The sequence below is a fragment of the Burkholderia sp. S-53 genome, assembly GCF_025560745.1.
GTDB classification, from domain to species: domain Bacteria; phylum Pseudomonadota; class Gammaproteobacteria; order Burkholderiales; family Burkholderiaceae; genus Burkholderia; species Burkholderia pyrrocinia.
The window spans coordinates 1,572,730-1,589,449 of the sequence record NZ_CP090484.1 but is presented as its reverse complement, the minus strand read 5'-3'; the positions used below and the strand labels follow the sequence as shown (position 1 = coordinate 1,589,449).

At 69.1% G+C, this 16,720-nt stretch carries 11 protein-coding genes; 7 read left to right on the top strand and 4 right to left on the bottom strand.

The annotated features are described in order from the left end of the window. Positions 1–12: 12 nt before the first annotated feature. Positions 13–456, bottom strand: a complete 444-nt coding sequence (locus LXM88_RS29230; protein ID WP_262546722.1) for a PaaI family thioesterase — start codon at positions 454–456, stop codon at positions 13–15. 306 nt (positions 457–762) lie between these two features. Between LXM88_RS29230 and LXM88_RS29225 the strand changes: the two genes are divergently transcribed. Beyond that, on the top strand, positions 763–2,382 hold the full coding sequence (locus tag LXM88_RS29225) for a methyl-accepting chemotaxis protein (protein ID WP_262546721.1): 1,620 nt from the start codon (positions 763–765) through the stop codon (positions 2,380–2,382). Here LXM88_RS29225 and LXM88_RS29220 read toward each other — a convergent pair. After that, positions 2,355–3,464, bottom strand: a complete 1,110-nt coding sequence (locus LXM88_RS29220) for an AGE family epimerase/isomerase (protein ID WP_262546719.1) — start codon at positions 3,462–3,464, stop codon at positions 2,355–2,357. The two genes, LXM88_RS29225 and LXM88_RS29220, sit on opposite strands and share 28 nt — an antisense overlap. Before the next feature lie 114 nt (positions 3,465–3,578). Here LXM88_RS29220 and LXM88_RS29215 point away from each other — a divergent pair, with 114 nt between their 5' ends. The 4 genes from LXM88_RS29215 to LXM88_RS29200 all read left to right on the top strand — a co-directional run bounded on the left by LXM88_RS29215 (position 3,579) and on the right by LXM88_RS29200 (position 6,906). After that, the gene (locus LXM88_RS29215) at positions 3,579–4,277 is read left to right on the top strand and encodes an MgtC/SapB family protein (RefSeq protein WP_262546717.1); all 699 of its coding nucleotides are present in this window, start codon (positions 3,579–3,581) and stop codon (positions 4,275–4,277) included. Positions 4,278–4,369: 92 nt separating this feature from the next. Next, a complete protein-coding gene (locus LXM88_RS29210) occupies positions 4,370–5,944 on the top strand; it encodes a flagellar hook-length control protein FliK (RefSeq protein ID WP_262546716.1) in 1,575 nt (524 codons plus the stop codon). A gap of 175 nt (positions 5,945–6,119) precedes the next feature. Beyond that, the gene (locus tag LXM88_RS29205; RefSeq protein WP_262546714.1) at positions 6,120–6,275 is read left to right on the top strand and encodes a hypothetical protein; all 156 of its coding nucleotides are present in this window, start codon (positions 6,120–6,122) and stop codon (positions 6,273–6,275) included. 151 nt (positions 6,276–6,426) lie between these two features. Further along, positions 6,427–6,906, top strand: a complete 480-nt coding sequence (locus LXM88_RS29200; protein ID WP_262546713.1) for a GNAT family N-acetyltransferase — start codon at positions 6,427–6,429, stop codon at positions 6,904–6,906. A 204-nt stretch (positions 6,907–7,110) separates the two neighbouring features. Here the strand turns inward: LXM88_RS29200 and LXM88_RS29195 are convergent, their stop codons facing one another. Beyond that, positions 7,111–10,191: a heavy metal translocating P-type ATPase gene (locus LXM88_RS29195; protein ID WP_262546711.1), complete on the bottom strand. Its 3,081-nt coding sequence runs from the start codon at positions 10,189–10,191 to the stop codon at positions 7,111–7,113. Between the two features lie 183 nt (positions 10,192–10,374). Further along, positions 10,375–10,698 carry a type II toxin-antitoxin system HicB family antitoxin gene (locus tag LXM88_RS29190; RefSeq protein ID WP_047902238.1) on the bottom strand — a complete coding sequence of 108 codons (324 nt, stop codon included), beginning with the start codon at positions 10,696–10,698 and terminating at the stop codon, positions 10,375–10,377. 571 nt (positions 10,699–11,269) lie between these two features. Here LXM88_RS29190 and LXM88_RS29185 point away from each other — a divergent pair. Next, entirely contained in the window at positions 11,270–12,706 is a 1,437-nt protein-coding gene (locus tag LXM88_RS29185) for a DUF1254 domain-containing protein (protein ID WP_262546708.1), read from the top strand. 151 nt (positions 12,707–12,857) lie between these two features. Beyond that, positions 12,858–16,667 carry a DUF748 domain-containing protein gene (locus LXM88_RS29180; RefSeq protein ID WP_262546706.1) on the top strand — a complete coding sequence of 1,270 codons (3,810 nt, stop codon included), beginning with the start codon at positions 12,858–12,860 and terminating at the stop codon, positions 16,665–16,667. Positions 16,668–16,720 lie beyond the last annotated feature (53 nt).

Genomic DNA, 16,720 nt, shown 5'->3' with positions numbered 1-16,720 from the left:
CCGGCCGGCCGCTCAGGCCGTTTCCTCCGGCATATCCGGCGCCTTGCCGTCGCCGACGCGGTTGATCGTGCCTTGCGCGATCGCGACGAGCCGCTCGTGATCGCCGTCGATGACGAACACATGACACTGGCAGGTCGCCTGGTGCCGGCCTGCGTAGACGAGCTTCGCGCGGGCGACGAGCGTGCCGTTCACGGCCGGCCGCAGGTAGTTGATCTTGTATTCGGCGGTGATCACGCGCGGGCCGAGCACGAGCGCGCCGGCGAACGTCAGCGCGTTGTCGGCGAGATAGCTGATGACGCCGCCGTGCACGAAACCGTGCTGCTGCCGCAGTTCGTCGCGCACGTGCAGGCACAGCGACACCTCGTTGTCGCCGATATGCATCAGCTCCGTGCCCAGCAGCATGCTGAACGGTTGCGCACGCAATGCGCCGCGTGCGTGGTCCGTGATGTCGGTCATCGAACTTCCTTCGAAATGAGTGCCCGCTTGCGCTGAACTCTAGGAAGGGGGCTGCGGATAAGCAAGGAAATTCGTCCGCGTTGCGTGCAATTGCCGGTGCGATGCGACGCGATTATTGCGTCGAACGCAGGAGTTGTCCTTGTTAGCGGGCGATTCGGCGGGAATGCACGAGCGATGCGCGTCACTGGCCCGCGTTGCCGGCCGCACCTCGCCGGCCGCACCTGAGCATCCGCTCCTAAAGTCCGACGAAGAAATGCCGCTAATGCCGGGGCATTGCCTCATCGTCCGCTCTCCAGGAATCTCCCCATGTTCGGAAAAATCAAGCTCGCGTCGGGTCTGCTCGGCGTGTTGACCGTGTTTTGCCTCTTCCTGTTCGCGATCGAAGCGCTCGGCTTCTGGGCGCTCGCGTCGACGCGCAGCGGCGTCGACGATCTGTCGAACGTCGCGATCGCGCAGGTCAACGCGGCCAACCAGGCGACCGAGCACCTGCTCGACGCGCGTATCAACCTGTCGCGCGCCGGCACGCGGATGGTGCGCGGCGGTCCGAAGCCGGAAGACATCATCCGCCACGCCGGCGCTTCGCTTGCCGAAGCGGACAAGGCGTTCGCCGCGCTGACGGCCGCGCAGCCGGTCGACGACACGAACCGCGCGCGCGTTGCGGCGCTCGCCGAGCGCTATCGCGCGCTGCGCGGCGCGCTCGGCGAACTCGTGCAGTTCCTCGACGCCGACAACATCCAGGCGTTCCTCGACCAGCCGACGCAAGGCATCCAGGACGCCTACATCGCCGAACTGCACCGCTTTGCCGAATACGGCAGCGCATCGAGCCGCACGGCGCTCGACACGATCGACGGCGGCATGCTCTGGTTCAAGTCGGTCGGCATCGCGCTGCTGGTGGCGATGCTCGCGGCGAGCGCGGCGATCTATGCAGCCGCGCGGCGCGCGGTCGTCGCGCCGCTGGATGAAGCGGGCCGCCACTTCGAGCGAATCGCGCAGGGCCGGCTCGACGAAGCCGTGCGGGCGGGCGGCGTGTTCGAGATCGACCGGATGCTGCGCGGCCTCGCCGCGATGCAGACGAGCATCGCGGGCACCGTGCGCACGGTGCGCCACGCGTCCGATGCGATCCACCTCGGCGCGGGCGAGATCGCGGGCGGCAACGCCGACCTGTCGGCGCGCACGGGCACGCAGGCTGCGTCGCTCGAGGAAACGGCCGCGAGCATGGAGGAACTGACCGCGACCGTCCGGCAGAACACCGACAGCGCACGCGCGGCCAGCGCGCTGGCCGACGCGGCGCTCGAAGCGACGGGCCACGGCGGCGGCGTGGTCGACAGCGTGATCGACCGGATGCGCGGCATCGCGCAGAGCTCGGGGCGGATCGCGGAGATCATCTCGGTGATCGACGGCATCGCGTTCCAGACCAACATCCTCGCGCTGAACGCGGCGGTCGAGGCCGCGCGGGCCGGCGAACAGGGGCGCGGCTTCGCGGTTGTCGCGGGCGAAGTGCGCTCGCTCGCGCAGCGCAGCGCGCAATCGGCGAAGGAGATCAAGGCGCTGATCGAGGATTCGGTCGCGCAGATCAACGGCGGCGCGGAGCTCGTCGAGCGCGCCGGCGACGCGATGCGGACGGTGTCGGCATCGATCACGCGCGTCGTGCAGACGATGTCCGAGATCACGGCGGCGTCGGTCGAGCAGAGCGTCGGGATCGAGCAGGTGAACCAGGCCGTCACGCAGATGGATCAGCTGACGCAGCAGAACGCGGCGCTGGTCGAGGAAGTCGCGGCGGCGGCCGCGTCGCTGAACGACCAGACCGCGCACCTGATGCAGGCGGTGTCGGTGTTCGAACTGGGCGATGCGCGCGCCGCACGCGGCGAACGCGCGGCGCCGTCGTTCGCCGACGCGGGTTACGAACCGGCCGGCAGCGCCGCGTAGGCGGTCGCGAGATGGTAGGGCGTCGTCGACGGCATGTCGGCGCGCGACACCTGCCCGTTCGCCGTCTTGCACTCGAACCAGCCGCGCGGATGCAGGAAGCGCGCGGCGAAGCGCTCGATCTGCTGCGCGAGCGGCGCGGAGGCCGGCGTGCCGCCGTGCGTCGCGAGCGCGCGCAGGTACTCGGTCTGCGCCCAGATCCGCTGCGTGCCGTCGATGCACGCGCCTTGCGCGTCGAGCGCCGCGCAGACGCCGCCCGTCCGCGCATCGACGCCGTACTGCTGGGCGAACGCGAACGCGCGCGACAGCGCGCCGGGGAGCCCGGTCTGCGCGAGCCGTGCGCCGGCCGCGTCGACCAGATAGAACCACTCGAATTGATGGCCGGGCTCGAAACGGTTGTCGGCCGCCCCGAGCGGCAGTTCGGCGACGCAGCCGGTCGCCGCGTCGACGAAGGTGCGCTCGACGGCCCGCGCGGTGCGCGCGAGCGCATCGTCGAAGGCCGCGTCGCCGAATGCGTCGGCGGCCGCGAGCCACGCTTCGGTCAGGTGCATCAGCGGATTCTGCAGCGCGCCGCTGCCGGATGACGAGAAATCGGCGTGGCGCGCCGCATCGAGCAGCGCGTCGCCGCGGCGCGGCGCGAAGCGGTCCTGGATCAGCGCGGCGGTTTCCTCGGCCACCGTGCGCGCGGCGGCGTCGCCCGACGCCGCATGCCACGCGGCGCACGCGAACACGATGAACGCGTGCGTATAGAGATCCTTGCTGGTATCGAGCGGCGCGCCCTGCGCGTCGACGCTGTAGATCCAGCCGCCATGGCGCGCGTCGCGGAAGCGGCTGCACAGCGCGTCGAACAGCGTGGCCGCGTGCGCGGCGTCGCCGGCCTGCGCGAACACGAACAGTTGCCGCGCGCAGGCCATTGCGCGATAACGGGTGACGGGCAGCGGCGCGTGGGTGGCCGGATCGACGGCCTCGAACGGCAGCTGCAACGTGTGGTCGAACCCTGAACCCCGCCAGATCGGCAAGACGACGTGCGCGAAATGGTGGCGCAGCTGGGCGGCCTGGGCGGAAGCGGAGTCGGAAACGGGCATGACGGGGTTGAGCGCTTGGATCTGAACGTGTCGGCGCGGCCCGGAGGATCGGCGCGGCCGGGGCCAAGGATAAAACATTCCGCGCGGGCGGCACAAAAAAAGGAGATAAAACCGATGCTCAGCAACCTGGAACTCGTGATGCGGCTCGTTCTCGCGGCGGCGCTCGGCAGTGTCATCGGCTTCGAGCGCGAGCGCCTGTCGTGGGCGGCCGGCCTGCGCACGCACATGCTCGTGTGCGTCGGCTCGACGCTGATCATGATCGTGTCGGCGTTCGGTTTCGCCGACGTGCTCGGCAGCAGCGAGCACATCGTGCTCGATCCGTCGCGGATCGCCGCGCAGGTCGTGTCGGGCATCGGCTTCCTCGGCGCGGGCTCGATCCTGCTGCGCGGCGAGATCGTGCGCGGGCTGACGACGGCCGCGAGCCTGTGGTCGGTCGCTGCGATCGGCCTCGCGGTGGGCGGCGGGCTCTATGTCGCGTCGATTTCGGCGACGATCATCATCCTGATCATCCTGGCCGGCATCAAGCCGCTGGAGCGGCGCTATTTCACGGTGCGCCAGCGGCGCCAGCTCGCGCTGACGGTCGTGAGCGGCGCGCTGACGTTCGATTCGCTGCACGCGGCGCTGGGCCCCGACAGCGCGCGTGTGAAGCAGTTCATCCTGCAGCGTGCCGACGACACGGGCGAGCATGACGAGGTGCGCATCGCGCTCGCGCGAGTGTCGGAACTCGAATACCGGGCGATCTGCGACAAGCTGCGCGCGTTGCGGGGCGTCACGCGTTTCGAAGAGGGGAACGGGTTGGCGGGCGACGAATAGGCTGAATCGGTTGCGGGGCGTGCGACAATGGCCGGCCACCGATTCCGTTCGACATCCGGTTCCGCGCGCGCGGGCCCCGCAATCCGATTTCCATGACCGAATCCGTTTCCACGCCTCGCTCCCGTTCCCGTTCCAATCGTTCGTCGGCCCGTTCCCGCCAGCGCTCGGCGGCTGCCGCGGGCAGCACGTCGGCGAGGGCGACGTCGCGGCCCGGCAGCGCGCCGGCCGGCGATGCGCCGCGGGACGAGCTGACGCTCGACCTGTTCGGCGATCCGGTGCTCGCGCCGGGCGAGCGGGCGCTGGTCACGGTGCGTGACGAAACGGTCGCGGATGCCGAAGCGGCGGCCGGTATCGCGGACGATGCGGCCGCCGGGCGGCAGGCCTCGCTGGACGGGTTCAGCGCGCCGGCGGCCGCGAGTGCGGCGGGGCATGCGGAAGCTGAAGGTGTGGTGAAGCCGGAAGTCGCGGCGGCGGCCGGCGGTGTTTCGGCGCCTGAAGGTGGTGATGCTGCGAACGCGGACGGTGTGTCAGCGGCTGATGGCGTCGTAGCGAAGGTCGACGATGTGCCTGCGGCCGATGGCGTCGCAGCGAAGGCGGCCGATGTGCCTGCGGGCGATGGCGTCGCTGCGAAGGCAGCCGATGTGTCTGCGGCCGATGGCGTTGCAGCGAAGGCAGCCGATATGTCTGCGGCCGATGGCGTTGCAGCGAACGCAGCCGATGTGTCTGCGGCCGATGGCGCTACCGCGACGGCAACCGGGCTGCATGCGGCAGATGGCGCCGTGGCGAAGACGGCGGATCGGCACGCGACTGATGGCGAAGTTGCGAAAGCTGCTGTCGCAGCGGCGGCCGTCAAATCTCGCGAAGGACGATCTTCCGGCGACGCAGTGAAGGAGCGCCGTTCCTCGTCGGCCGGCAAACGCCGGACGGCGGCCGGCACAAGCGACGCGACGTCGGTGAAATCCGCGCCGGTTGCGACGAACGTCGACAAGGCACCGGACGCGACCGGATCGAATCCGGTGCCGGACGCCGCTTCGACGGTCGAGCCGCAGTCGCCGGCACAACCGGCCGAGCCGGCGAACACCGCGAACACCGCGAACACCGCGAACACCGCGAACACCGCGAACACCGCGAACACCGCGAACACCGCGAACACCGCGAACACCGCGAACACCGCGAACACCCGTGACGCTGCCCCGACCAACGCCTCTCCGTCGCCGGTGATGCAGCCCGTGGCTTCCGCCGCGTCCTTCGTGACGAAGCCGTCGTCGGAACCTGTGCAACCGGCTGCGCCGGCCTTCAATCCGGATACGCACCTGCGCCCGCTGACGGACCGGCTCGCCGCGCTGCAGGCCGACGTGGACGGTTTGACGCGCACGGCCGATCGCGAGATGCGCCGCGTCAACCGCCTGCTGCTGGCGCTGGCCGTCGTCGTGCTGGTGGGGCTCGTCGCGCTGATGCTGCAAACGCGGCAGATCGCACACCTGAAGCAGGACGCGGCCACCAGGCAGCAGCGGATCGATCGCCTGGCGGCCGATCTGTCGACGCAGCAGGCGACGCTGATGACGCTCGAAGAGCACCACGAAGCGCTCCTGTCGCAAGTCGACCGGCTTCAGCGCAATGCAAACCGCGAGGCGGCCGTCGCGAAGCGTGTCCGCCGCACGCGCTGATCGTTCAGACCCTATCCTGGAAGCCCCGCAGGGCAAGGATCGCCGCTCCGCGCCTGCGATCGGCGGCGTCACGCGTGCGGCAAACTGATGCGGCGCACTGGCAGAGTTCAGGGAAAACCCTTAGAATGGAGTCAATCTAAGGGAAAACCCTAGTCACATCTGTCAGGAGCCTCACATGAGCTTCATCCTTGCCCTGCTGCAAAAGATCGACGACCTGTTCATGTCGCCGCACCTGCCGCTCGACGCGGAATACTCGTACGCTGCACGTCGTGCCGAAGCCGAGCGCGTGCGCCGTGCGCATCTCGCGCCGATCGTCCTGTATCGTCGCTGATTCGCTGATTCGCTGATTCGCTGATTCGCTGATTCGGCGCGGCGCCCGGCGTACCCGCCTGCCCGCCTGCCCGCTTTCCGCCGTCGCATCGCGCGTCGGTGCGACCGTCCCGCTACACTGGAAGTCCGATTCTGTTCACGGCGACCGGACCATGCTCCAGATGCGGTCGATGACGGCCGGCGAATTCCACGCGTACCGCACGCGAGCCATCGACGGCTACGCGCGCGATCTCGTTTCATCCGGACAAAATGCTGTCGAAGACGCGGCCGATCGTGCGCGCGCCTGTTTCGACACGCTGTTGCCGGACGGCCTGCGGACATCCGGCCAGATACTCGTCGTGCTCATCGACGGCGCCAGCGGCGAGCCGGTGGGCGACCTCTGGTACGCGATCGTGCCCGAAGGGCCGAACCGCACGCTGTTCATCTACGACCTCGATATCGTCCCGACCCGGCGCCGCCAGGGCTGGGCCACGCGCGCGCTTGAAGCGCTCGACGCCGAGGCGCGCCGGTACGGCATCACCGAGATCGGACTGTCGGTGTTCAATCACAACACGGCGGCCCGCGCGCTGTATCGTGCGTGCGGTTTCGCGCCGATCACGACGACGTTGATCAAGCCGGTCATTCCCGGCTGAATCGGCTGGCCGGCGCTGCGTCGTCACGTGATGCCGGCTCGACACACGGCCGACGGCCGATACCGGCCACCTTCCCGGTCCTTCCTGCTCGCCAAGCGCCAAACGCCAAGCGCCAAACGCCAAACGCCAAGCGCCAAACGCCAAACGCCAAACGCCAAACGCCAAACGGCCAAACGGCCGTCCGGCACGCGCCATCTGCACGCATCAGCGCGCGCGGCCTTTCCATCTCCGCAACAGCAACGCGTTGGTCACGACGCTGACGCTGGAAAACGCCATCGCCGCGCCTGCGATCACCGGGTTCAGCAAGCCCAGCGCCGCGAGCGGCACGCCGACCAGGTTGTAGACGAACGCCCAGAACAGGTTCTGCTGGATCTTCCGGTACGTGCGTCTGGAGATGTCGATCGCGTCGGCGACGAGCGCCGGATCGCCGCGCATCAGCGTGATGCCGGCCGTGTGCATCGCGACGTCCGTGCCGGTCGCCATCGCGATGCCGACATCGGCCGCGGCGAGCGCAGGCGCATCGTTGATCCCGTCGCCGACCATCGCGACGATCCCGCCGTGCGTGCGCTTCAGTTCGGCGACGACGCGCGCCTTGTCGTCGGGCAGCACCTGCGCATGCACTTCGCCGATGCCGAGCGACGCAGCGACGGCCGCCGCGCTGCCGCGGTTGTCGCCCGTCACGAGCACGCTCGCGACGCCGCGCGCCGACAGCGCCGCGATCGCGTCGCGAGCGCCGGGCTTCACGGTGTCGCCGAACGCGATCAGCGCGAGCAGCGCGCGCGGCGCATCGGCGCGCATCAGCCACGAGATCGTGTTGCCCGCGCGTTCGAGCTCCGCGGCGCGAGCGTCGAGCGCCGCGGGCACCGCCAGGCCGAGCTCGTCGCGCCAGCGCGTGCTGCCCAGTGCGAGCAACTGCCCGCCGACGCGCGCTTCCACGCCGCGTCCGGCCACCGCTCGCGCATCGGCTGCGGCGACCGCAGCGGCCGACGGCGCTGCGGCGCCGCGCGCGGCCACGTCCGCGTCGTGCGCGGCGACCACCGCGCGTGCGAGCGGATGGTCGCTCTGGCGCTGCACCGCCGTCGCGAGCGCGAGCGCTTCGTCGCGTGGTACGCCGACCGCTTCGAACGCCGTCACGGACGGCTTGCCTTCGGTCAGCGTGCCGGTCTTGTCGAACGCGATCACGGTGGCGCGCTGGGCGAGTTCGAGCGCCTGCGCGTCCTTGATCAGCACGCCGTGCCGGGCTGCGACGCCCGTGCCGGCCATGATCGCGGCGGGCGTCGCGAGGCCGAGCGCGCACGGGCACGCGATGACGAGCACCGCGACTGCGTTGAGGATCGCGGTTTCCATCCCGGCGCCGGCGATCAGCCAGCCGACCAGCGTCAGCAGCGCGATGCCCAGGATCGCCGGCACGAACACTTCGCTGACGCGATCGACGAGCCGCTGGATCGGCGCCTTCTCGGCCTGCGCGGATTCGACGAGGCGGATGATGCGCGCGAGCGTCGTCTCCGCGCCGATCGCGGTGGTTTCGACGACGAGCGCGCCTTCGCCGTTGATCGAGCCGGCCGTGACGGCGTCGCCGTCGTCCTTCGGCACGGGCAGGCTTTCGCCGGTAATCAGCGATTCGTCGATGTGCGAGCGGCCCGACACGATCCGGCCGTCGACCGGCACGCGTTCGCCGGGGCGGATGCTGACGTTCGTGCCGACGCGCACCTGCGACAGCGGCACGTCGCGTTCGACGCCGTGTTCGACGACGCGAGCCCGATCGGGCCGCAGCGCGTTCAGCGCGCGGATCGCGTCGGTGGTCTGGCGCTTCGCGCGCGATTCGAGCCATTTGCCGAAGCGCACGAGCGTGACGATGACGGCCGACGCCTCGAAATAGAGGTGGCCGGGATGCGCGGGATCGCGCAGCAGCATCCACAGGCTCAGCCCGTACGCGGCCGACGTGCCGAGCGCGACGAGCAGGTCCATGTTGCCGGTGCGCGCCTTCACCGCGTGCCAGGCCGCGCGGTAGAACCGTGCGCCGAAGCCGAACTGCACGATCGACGCGAGCACGAGCTGGAGCCAGCCGTGCAGCATCAGGTCGATGCCGAACGGTGCGACGAGCATCGGCGCGACGAGCGGCGCGCTCAGCACGGCGGACCAGATCACGAGGTTGCGTTCGCGAACCGCTTCGCGGCGCTTGCGGGCGTCGGGATCCTGCGCGGGGCTGGCCAGTTGCGCGTCGGCGCCGGCCGTTGCGCCGGCCGACGGCGCGGCGGCGAGCGACGCGCGGTAGCCGGCCGTCGTGACCGCCGCGATCAGCGTGGCGGCGTCGAGTGCGCCGTTGCCGTGCACCGATGCGCGCTCGGTTGCAAGGTTGACCGACGCGCGCGCGACGCCCGGTACGGCGGCCAGCGCTTTTTCGACGCGACCGGCGCAGGACGCGCAGGTCATCCCGCCGATGTCCAGTTCGAGATCGGTGGATGCGGCGGATTCTGCCGGCGGGGTGACGGCGCCGGCGACCGGTGTCGCGCCATAGCCGGCCTGGTTTACGGCGTCCGCCAGTTGCGACGCGGAAACGCCTGCCGTGGCGTCGACCGTGGCGAGTTCGGTAGCGAGGTTGACCGATGCGCGCGTGACGCCCGGCACCTTCGCGAGCGCCTTCTCGACACGCGACACGCACGACGCACAGGTCATCCCGTCGATATCGAGTTCGATGCTGGCGGGTGCGGCAGGCGTGGCGGTGGCCGGCGGGATGGTCGCATCGGGCGCCGTCGGCGTCGCGCCATAGCCGGCCTGCTTCACGGCATCTACCAGTTGCGACGCGGAAACGCCTGCCGTGGCATCGACCGTGGCGCGTTCAGTCGCGAGATTGACCGACGCGCGCGTGACGCCCGGCACTTTCGCGAGCGCCTTCTCGACACGCGACACGCACGACGCGCAGGTCATCCCGTCGATATCGAGTTCGATCGTGGCCGTGGTCGCAGGAAGCGTTGCCGCCGTTACGGGCGGCACTTCGTCGCGCAGCGCGTGCGCCGCCGGCGCGGTCGCGACGGCTTCGACCGCCGCGTCTCGCACCGTCGCGCGATAGCCGGCCTCGGCGACCGCGTCGACGAGCCGGCCGGGCTCGACCGTTTCCTGCGCGGTCACCGTCGCCGTGTGCGTGGCGAGATCGACCGCCGCGTCGACGACGCCCGGCACGGCGGCCAGCGCGCGCTGCACGCGGCCCGTGCAGCCGCCGCAATGCATGCCGTCGACGCTCAGTTCGATCGTTTGCAGCGCGGCGGAGGCAAGTGGTTCAGTCATGTCGGATTCCCAAAAAGCGCGGCTCGTGCCGCGAATGAATCCAGTATCAACATTCCCATGATGGTAAGGTCAAGCGGCGGTGACGCTGTTGAAACACACAGGTTGTCACAACGCGGAAAAAACAAATGCCCGGCTTCCAGACGGACAGCCGGGCGGGTCGTGTTCTTGCGCTCGACTACGCGCTCACGCGCAGAGCTTGGCGCTCGCGAGACGATTCAGGCTGACGCCTTGTTCGGCGGCCTGGATCACCAGCGCGCGGTGCGCCTGCGGAGGGATGCGAACCTTGAATTCACCACTGTAGGTTCGGTCGGCGATCGGCTCGGGCACCTTCTCCCCGTTCGCGGCCATGTCGCGCACGACATCGGCGACGAGCCGGCGAATGCCGGCCAGCGCGCCTTCCGGCGTTTCGTCGAGCCATGAAAGAGACGGGAACTCCGCACACAGGCCGACGTGCTCCCCGTCCTCCGGGGACCACGTTACGCGGTACGTAAAGTGGTCTTGGGTCATGATTTCTGTTCCTTCAGTCGATCGATCGCGTCGAGAACCTGCCGCACCCGATACGCCTTGGCTTTCCCGCGATCATTCCGGATATTCACTCGAGGATCGCCTTGTCACGGTGTCTTGAAAATAGCGTGGCTCGAACCGGATTGGCGGGCCGCTCCGAAGTGTGCGTCGCAGACCAACAGATCGTCGAATCGCACATTCGCGGGCTCGCGTCTCATCAGTTCGAGGATCTTCGATACGCCAGCCCTACCGAATGGTGTCAATATTGACACCATTCATCAATCCGGAATTCACCCCTTCCACCCGCGATTGTTCCGGCGCGTGCGCGTGTCGTTCCGATATCTCCGATTTTGTGACGAATCTCTCGAACCATTTCGAATTCGTCGACAGTGTGGCTAGCGTTCACCCCGCTATTCGGCATATTGGGGATTGCCCCGAGGCGCTATGATACCGGCCTGACATCAGCGCCCGCCGCCGCGAAACGGCTATCCGGGCAGGCTGAGGTGCCTTGTTTTCGCCATTCGCGAGTCGAACAGGGCGTTGACTGAAAAGAACGATATTCGGCCAGTAATCGATGATTGAAAACCAACGAGAATCAGTTTCTCTGCGGCGCGCGTGCGCGTCGCTGGCTATTGCGGCGTTGCTTGCGGGGTGCGCGTCGCAACCCGATGCGATCCAGCGGAAAACCGGCTGGATGCGCGCGGAAGTCGCCGACTCCTATGTCTATGCGTATCCGCTCGTGCTGATGGACGTCGCGAAGGAAGCGGCGACGGGCGGCGACGGTGCGCAACCGGGGCAGGCGCCGCTCAACACGCTGCGTCACGCGCAGGCGCTGCCGCCGGTCGGCGCGGTCAATCCGCCGCTGCCGGGCGTCGACACGCTCGACTCGACCGGCTGGCTCGACGTCGCCGCGGAACCCGTGATCGTCACGCTGCCCGACACGCGCGGCCGCTACTGGGATGCGCGTGCGCTCGACATGTGGACGAACGTGCTGTGGTCGTCGTCGAGCGTGCCGGCACGCGGCGCCCGCGGCGGTGCGCGATTGCAAACGATTGCCTTTGCCGCGAAGGACTGGCAGGGCATGCTGCCGAAGGGCGTGCAGCGCGTCGACGTGCCGTCGGGCAATGCATGGCTCGAAGTGCGGCTGCAGACGAGCGGCGGGCGCGATCTCACGAACGTGAAGAAGCTGCAGCGCGCGATCCGCGTGGTGCCGCTTTCTGTTTACACGGGCGCCGCGCGCGGCGCGTCGGTCGCGGTCCATGCGGGCAGCGCGCCGTCCGAAGCGGTGGGCGGCGGCACGCCGGCCGAGCAGGTGGCCGCGCTCGACCCGAAGGCGTTCTTCGCGCGCTTCGCACAGGCGCTGCAGGACAACCCGCCGCCCGCCGACGACGCGCACGCGCAGGAATTGCTCGGCGAAATCGGCGTGTCGGCCGGCTCCCCGGTGCTGTGGACGGGCGACCGTCTCGCGGCCGCGACGGCGGGCGTCGCCGAGGCGCGCGCGCGGCTCGCGACGCCGCCGTCGAACCTGCTGAACGCGAACGGCTGGAGCTGGATCGGCGACACGGCCGGCAAGTACGGCCAGGACTATGCGCTGCGCGCGTATGCGGCCTACACGCAGTTCGGCACCGCGACGCGCGACGACGAGACGCTCGCGCTCGTCCGCGTGGACAGCGACGGCCATCCGCTGAACGGCGCGAACCGCTACGTGCTGCATTTCGCGCCGGGCGCGCTACCGCCGGCACGCGCGTTCTGGACGCTCACGCCCTACACGACGAACGGCGCGCTGCCCGACCTCGGGGCGGCGCGCCGCTCGCTCGGCGATCGCGACCGGCTGCGCCGCAACCACGACGGCTCGATCGACATCGTCGTGTCGGCGTCGCCGGGCGGCGCGTATGCGGGCAACTGGCTGCCGGCGCCGCGCGCCGATTTCGCGCTTGCGTTGCGCGTGTACGCGCCGAAGCCGCAGGCGAGCGACGGGTCATGGATGCCGCCAGTCGTCGTCCGGAAATGAACGGTTGACCGCCGCCGTTGTCCGACCGGCGGGCGCGGCGGCGGCGCCCGACCTCCGTACCGTCACCTCCTGAGCCTATACTTTCGGGATAGCGTGCGCGGCCGCCCGGTTTTCCGGCGCGGCCCGGCATCCATTCCCGAGATATTCAAGCATGGCAAGCGCAGACAAGAAAACCGTATCCTCGACCCTCCATGCCCTCGGCGGCGTTGCACGCTCGCGCCGGACCCGGCGTATCGGCGTCGGCGTGCTGATCTTCCTGGTTTTATTCGGACTGCTCGGGTTCTTCGCGGCGCCGCCGCTGATCCGTCATATCGCCGAACAGCAACTGAGCAAGCAGCTCGACCGGCCCGCCACGATCCAGCGCATCGCGCTGAACCCGTACACGCTGAACCTCGAAGCCGACGGCATCCACGTCGGCGAGCGCGGCGGCCGGGGTGACTTCGTCGACATCGGCAAGCTCGTCGTAAGGCCGTCGTGGTCGTCGCTGTTCCGCGGCGCGCCGATCGTCAATGAAATCCGCCTCGATTCGCCGCGCTTTCACATCGTCCGTTACGACGCGCAGCGCTTCAACTTCACCGACCTGATCGAGAAGTTCTCGACGCCGTCCAAACCCGAAAGCAAGCCGACGCAGTTCTCGGTGTCGAACATTCAGGTGAACGACGGCCGCATCGACTTCGACGATCGCCTGCTGAACGAAAAGCATGTCGTCGACAACTGGATGCTCGGCATCCCGTATATCGCGACGCTGGCGTCGAAGACCGACATCTTCGTCGAGCCGAAGCTGCGCATGCGTTTCGACGGCAGCCCGATCGCGATCGACGGCAGGACCAAGCCGTTCGCGCAGTCGCGCGAGTCGGAGATCACGCTGAAGTTCGACCGCCTCGACGTGCCGAAGCTGATCTCGTACGTGCCGGCGAAGCTGCCGGTGGCCGTGACGAGCGGCCTGCTGAGCAGCAACCTCGCGATCAATTTCGTGATGAGCGGCGAGACGCCCGCGCTGCGTGTCTCGGGCACCGTCGACCTGAACGATGCGAAGGTGACGGACCACGCGTCCGCGCCGCTGTTCGCCGCGCGCGGCGTGCACGTCGCGGCGGCCAGCCTCGAGCCGCTGCGCAACGCGATGCACTTCGACGAGATCCGGATCGACCAGCCGGTGGTCGACCTGTCGCGCGACAAGCAGGGGGTGCTGAACGTCGAGAAGCTCGTCGCGCAGCCGGGCGTCGCACCGCAGGCCGAAGCCGGCAAGCCGGCCGCGTCGGGTGCCGCAGCCGCTTCCGGGACTGCCGCCACCGCAGCCGCCAGCGGTGCGAAGGCCGAAACCGCCGCCGCCGCGAAGGAGGCGCCGCCGCTCGACCTGACGATTCGTCATTTCGCGATCGACGGCGGCACGGTCAACGTCGACGACCGCGTGCCGGCGCCGCCGACCGCGCTGTCGCTCACGAAGCTCGCCGCGACGCTCGACGGTTTCTCGCTGCAGGGCAAGACGCCCGCGAAGTACACGCTGTCGACGTCGCTGTCGCGCGGTGGCGACCTGACGGCCGAAGGCGCGTTCAATCTCGCGGCGAAGCAGGCCGACACGAAGCTGACGGTCGCCGCGCTCGCGCTGCCGGCGCTGCAGCCGTACCTCGGCGAAGCGACGCGCGCGCGCGTGCTCGACGGCACGCTTGGCGCGACCGTCAACGCACAGGCCGACTGGGGCAAGACGCCGCTCGCCGCGCAGGTCGCCGACAGCACGGTCAGCCTGAAGTCGCTGAAGCTCGCGACGCCGGACGCCAAGGCGCCCGCGATCGTGCTGCCCGACGCGAGCGCGAAGATCACGAAGGTCGACGTCGCCGCGCGCACCGCGGAGATCGCGAGCGTCGACGCGAGCGGGCTCGCGCTCGACGTGCAGCGCCTGAAGGACGGCAAGATCGACCTCGCGGCGCTGGGCGAACCGGCGCAGGCGTCGGTGCCGAAGCGCACGGTCGCGCGCAAGGCCGCGGCTGCCGCGCCGTCGTGGCACTACCGGATCGACGCGCTGAACGTGAAGGATTCGTCCGCGAACTTCACCGACCTGTCGACGCCGCGCCCGGTGAAGCTGGCGATCAAGCCGCTGGAACTGTCGGTGCAGAAGCTCAGCGACGACATGACCAAGCCGCTGCCGGTGCAGTTGAAGGCGACGCTGAACCGCAAGGGCACGCTGAACGTCGCGGGCGACGTGACTGCGCAGCCGCTGAAGGTCGGCCTGAAGATCAACGGCGACCGCCTCGACGCGGCCGCGTTCGAGCCGTACTTCGGCAGCGCGCTGAACGCGACGATCGCGAGCGCGCTGCTCAACGCGCAGGGCAACCTGACGTTCGCGCAAGTGAAGGACGCGCCGCGCGCGACCTATCGCGGCGATGTCGTGCTCGTCGACGTGCGGATGCTCGACAAGGCGACGTCCGACCCGTTCGCCGGCTGGCGCTCGCTCGCGCTGTCGAACCTGAAGGCGAACTACGACGAGAAGGGCACCGATGTCGATGCCGCGCGCGTGACGTTCTCGAAATTCTACGGCCGCGTGCTGCTCGATGCGCAGGGGCGCCTGAACCTGAAGGACGTCGTCGCGAAGCAATCGGGCCCCGCGCAGTCGCTGACGCGCGATGCCAGCAAGGGCGAGCCGGTGCCGCTGTCGCCGGGCATGACGCCGCCGGCCGCCGCGCCGGCGGCATCGGCAGCGGTCGCGCAGCAGGCATCCGCGTCGGCTGCCGCGTCCGCGCCGGCGGTCGTGAAGGCCGCGACCCCGCCGCAGAACCCGGTGCGGATGCACTTCGGTCAGCTCGTGCTGCAGGACGGCCGCGTCACGTACACCGACAACTTCATCAAGCCGAACTACACGGCGAACCTGGTCGCGATCAACGGCACGGTCGGTGCGTTCGGCACGGATTCGACGACGTCCGCGCCGGTCGATGTCGCCGCGAACCTCGCGGGCAACGGGCCGATCTCGATCAAGGGCTCGGTGAACCCGCTGATCGAGAAACCCGCGCTCGACCTCACGGCGACCGCGCACGACATCGAGCTGACCAACCTGACGCCGTATTCGGCGAAGTACGCCGGCTATCCGATCACGAAGGGCAAGCTCAACGTCGACCTGCACTACCAGCTCGCGAACGACCAGTTGTCGGCGAACAACCACATCTTCATCGACCAGCTCACGTTCGGCGATCACGTCGACAATGACACGGCGACGAAGCTGCCGGTGAAGCTCGCGATTTCGCTGCTGAAGAACACGCACGGCCAGATCGACGTGAACCTGCCGGTGTCGGGTTCGCTGTCGAATCCGGAGTTCAGCATCGGCGGGTTGATCTGGCATGCGGTGCTGAACCTGATCGCGAAGGCCGTCACGTCGCCGTTCACGCTGCTGGCGAATGCGTTCGGCGGCGGCGGCGAGGATCTCGGCTACGTCGAGTTCGCGCCGGGCTCGTACGAACTGACCGATGCGCAGCAGAAGAAGCTCGACACCGTCGTGAAGATGCTGACCGAGAAGGCGTCGATCCGCCTCGACCTGATCGGCCGCGTCGATCCGGCGAAGGACACGCCGGGGCTGCGCGACGCGTATGTCGAGCGGCTGGTTCGCCTGCAGAAGCTGAAGGACGTGGTCGGCCAGGGCGAGAGCATCGACCCGATGTCGGTGAAGGTCGACCAGGCCGAATATTCCAAGTACCTGACGCGCGCGTACAAGGCTGCCGACTTCAAGAAGCCGCGCAACCTGGTCGGCCTGCAGAAGACGCTGCCCGATGCGGACATGAAGCAGGCGCTGGCCGATCACGCACCGGCCGACGACAACGCGCTGCGCGCGCTCGCGCAGCAGCGCGCGCAGGCCGTGCGCCAGTACCTCGAAGGGAAGATCGATTCGAGCCGCATGTTCGTCGTCGCGCCGAAGCTCGACGCGAAGGGCATCGAAGACAAGGGCGCGACGACCCGCGTCGACTTCGGGCTCCAGTAAGCCGTCGTTTCATCCGCTGCCGCCGCGTCCGCACCAGCCGGGCGCGGCGGCTT

What these genes read in the sequence shown, in the direction of transcription:
- LXM88_RS29230 (WP_262546722.1), bottom strand. Translation starts at nt 456, where the DNA reads ATGACCGACATCACGGACCACGCACGCGGCGCATTGCGTGCGCAACCG.
- LXM88_RS29225 (WP_262546721.1), top strand. Translation starts at nt 763, where the DNA reads ATGTTCGGAAAAATCAAGCTCGCGTCGGGTCTGCTCGGCGTGTTGACC.
- LXM88_RS29220 (WP_262546719.1), bottom strand. Translation starts at nt 3,464, where the DNA reads ATGCCCGTTTCCGACTCCGCTTCCGCCCAGGCCGCCCAGCTGCGCCAC.
- LXM88_RS29215 (WP_262546717.1), top strand. Translation starts at nt 3,579, where the DNA reads ATGCTCAGCAACCTGGAACTCGTGATGCGGCTCGTTCTCGCGGCGGCG.
- LXM88_RS29210 (WP_262546716.1), top strand. Translation starts at nt 4,370, where the DNA reads ATGACCGAATCCGTTTCCACGCCTCGCTCCCGTTCCCGTTCCAATCGT.
- LXM88_RS29205 (WP_262546714.1), top strand. Translation starts at nt 6,120, where the DNA reads ATGAGCTTCATCCTTGCCCTGCTGCAAAAGATCGACGACCTGTTCATG.
- LXM88_RS29200 (WP_262546713.1), top strand. Translation starts at nt 6,427, where the DNA reads ATGCTCCAGATGCGGTCGATGACGGCCGGCGAATTCCACGCGTACCGC.
- LXM88_RS29195 (WP_262546711.1), bottom strand. Translation starts at nt 10,191, where the DNA reads ATGACTGAACCACTTGCCTCCGCCGCGCTGCAAACGATCGAACTGAGC.
- LXM88_RS29190 (WP_047902238.1), bottom strand. Translation starts at nt 10,698, where the DNA reads ATGACCCAAGACCACTTTACGTACCGCGTAACGTGGTCCCCGGAGGAC.
- LXM88_RS29185 (WP_262546708.1), top strand. Translation starts at nt 11,270, where the DNA reads ATGATTGAAAACCAACGAGAATCAGTTTCTCTGCGGCGCGCGTGCGCG.
- LXM88_RS29180 (WP_262546706.1), top strand. Translation starts at nt 12,858, where the DNA reads ATGGCAAGCGCAGACAAGAAAACCGTATCCTCGACCCTCCATGCCCTC.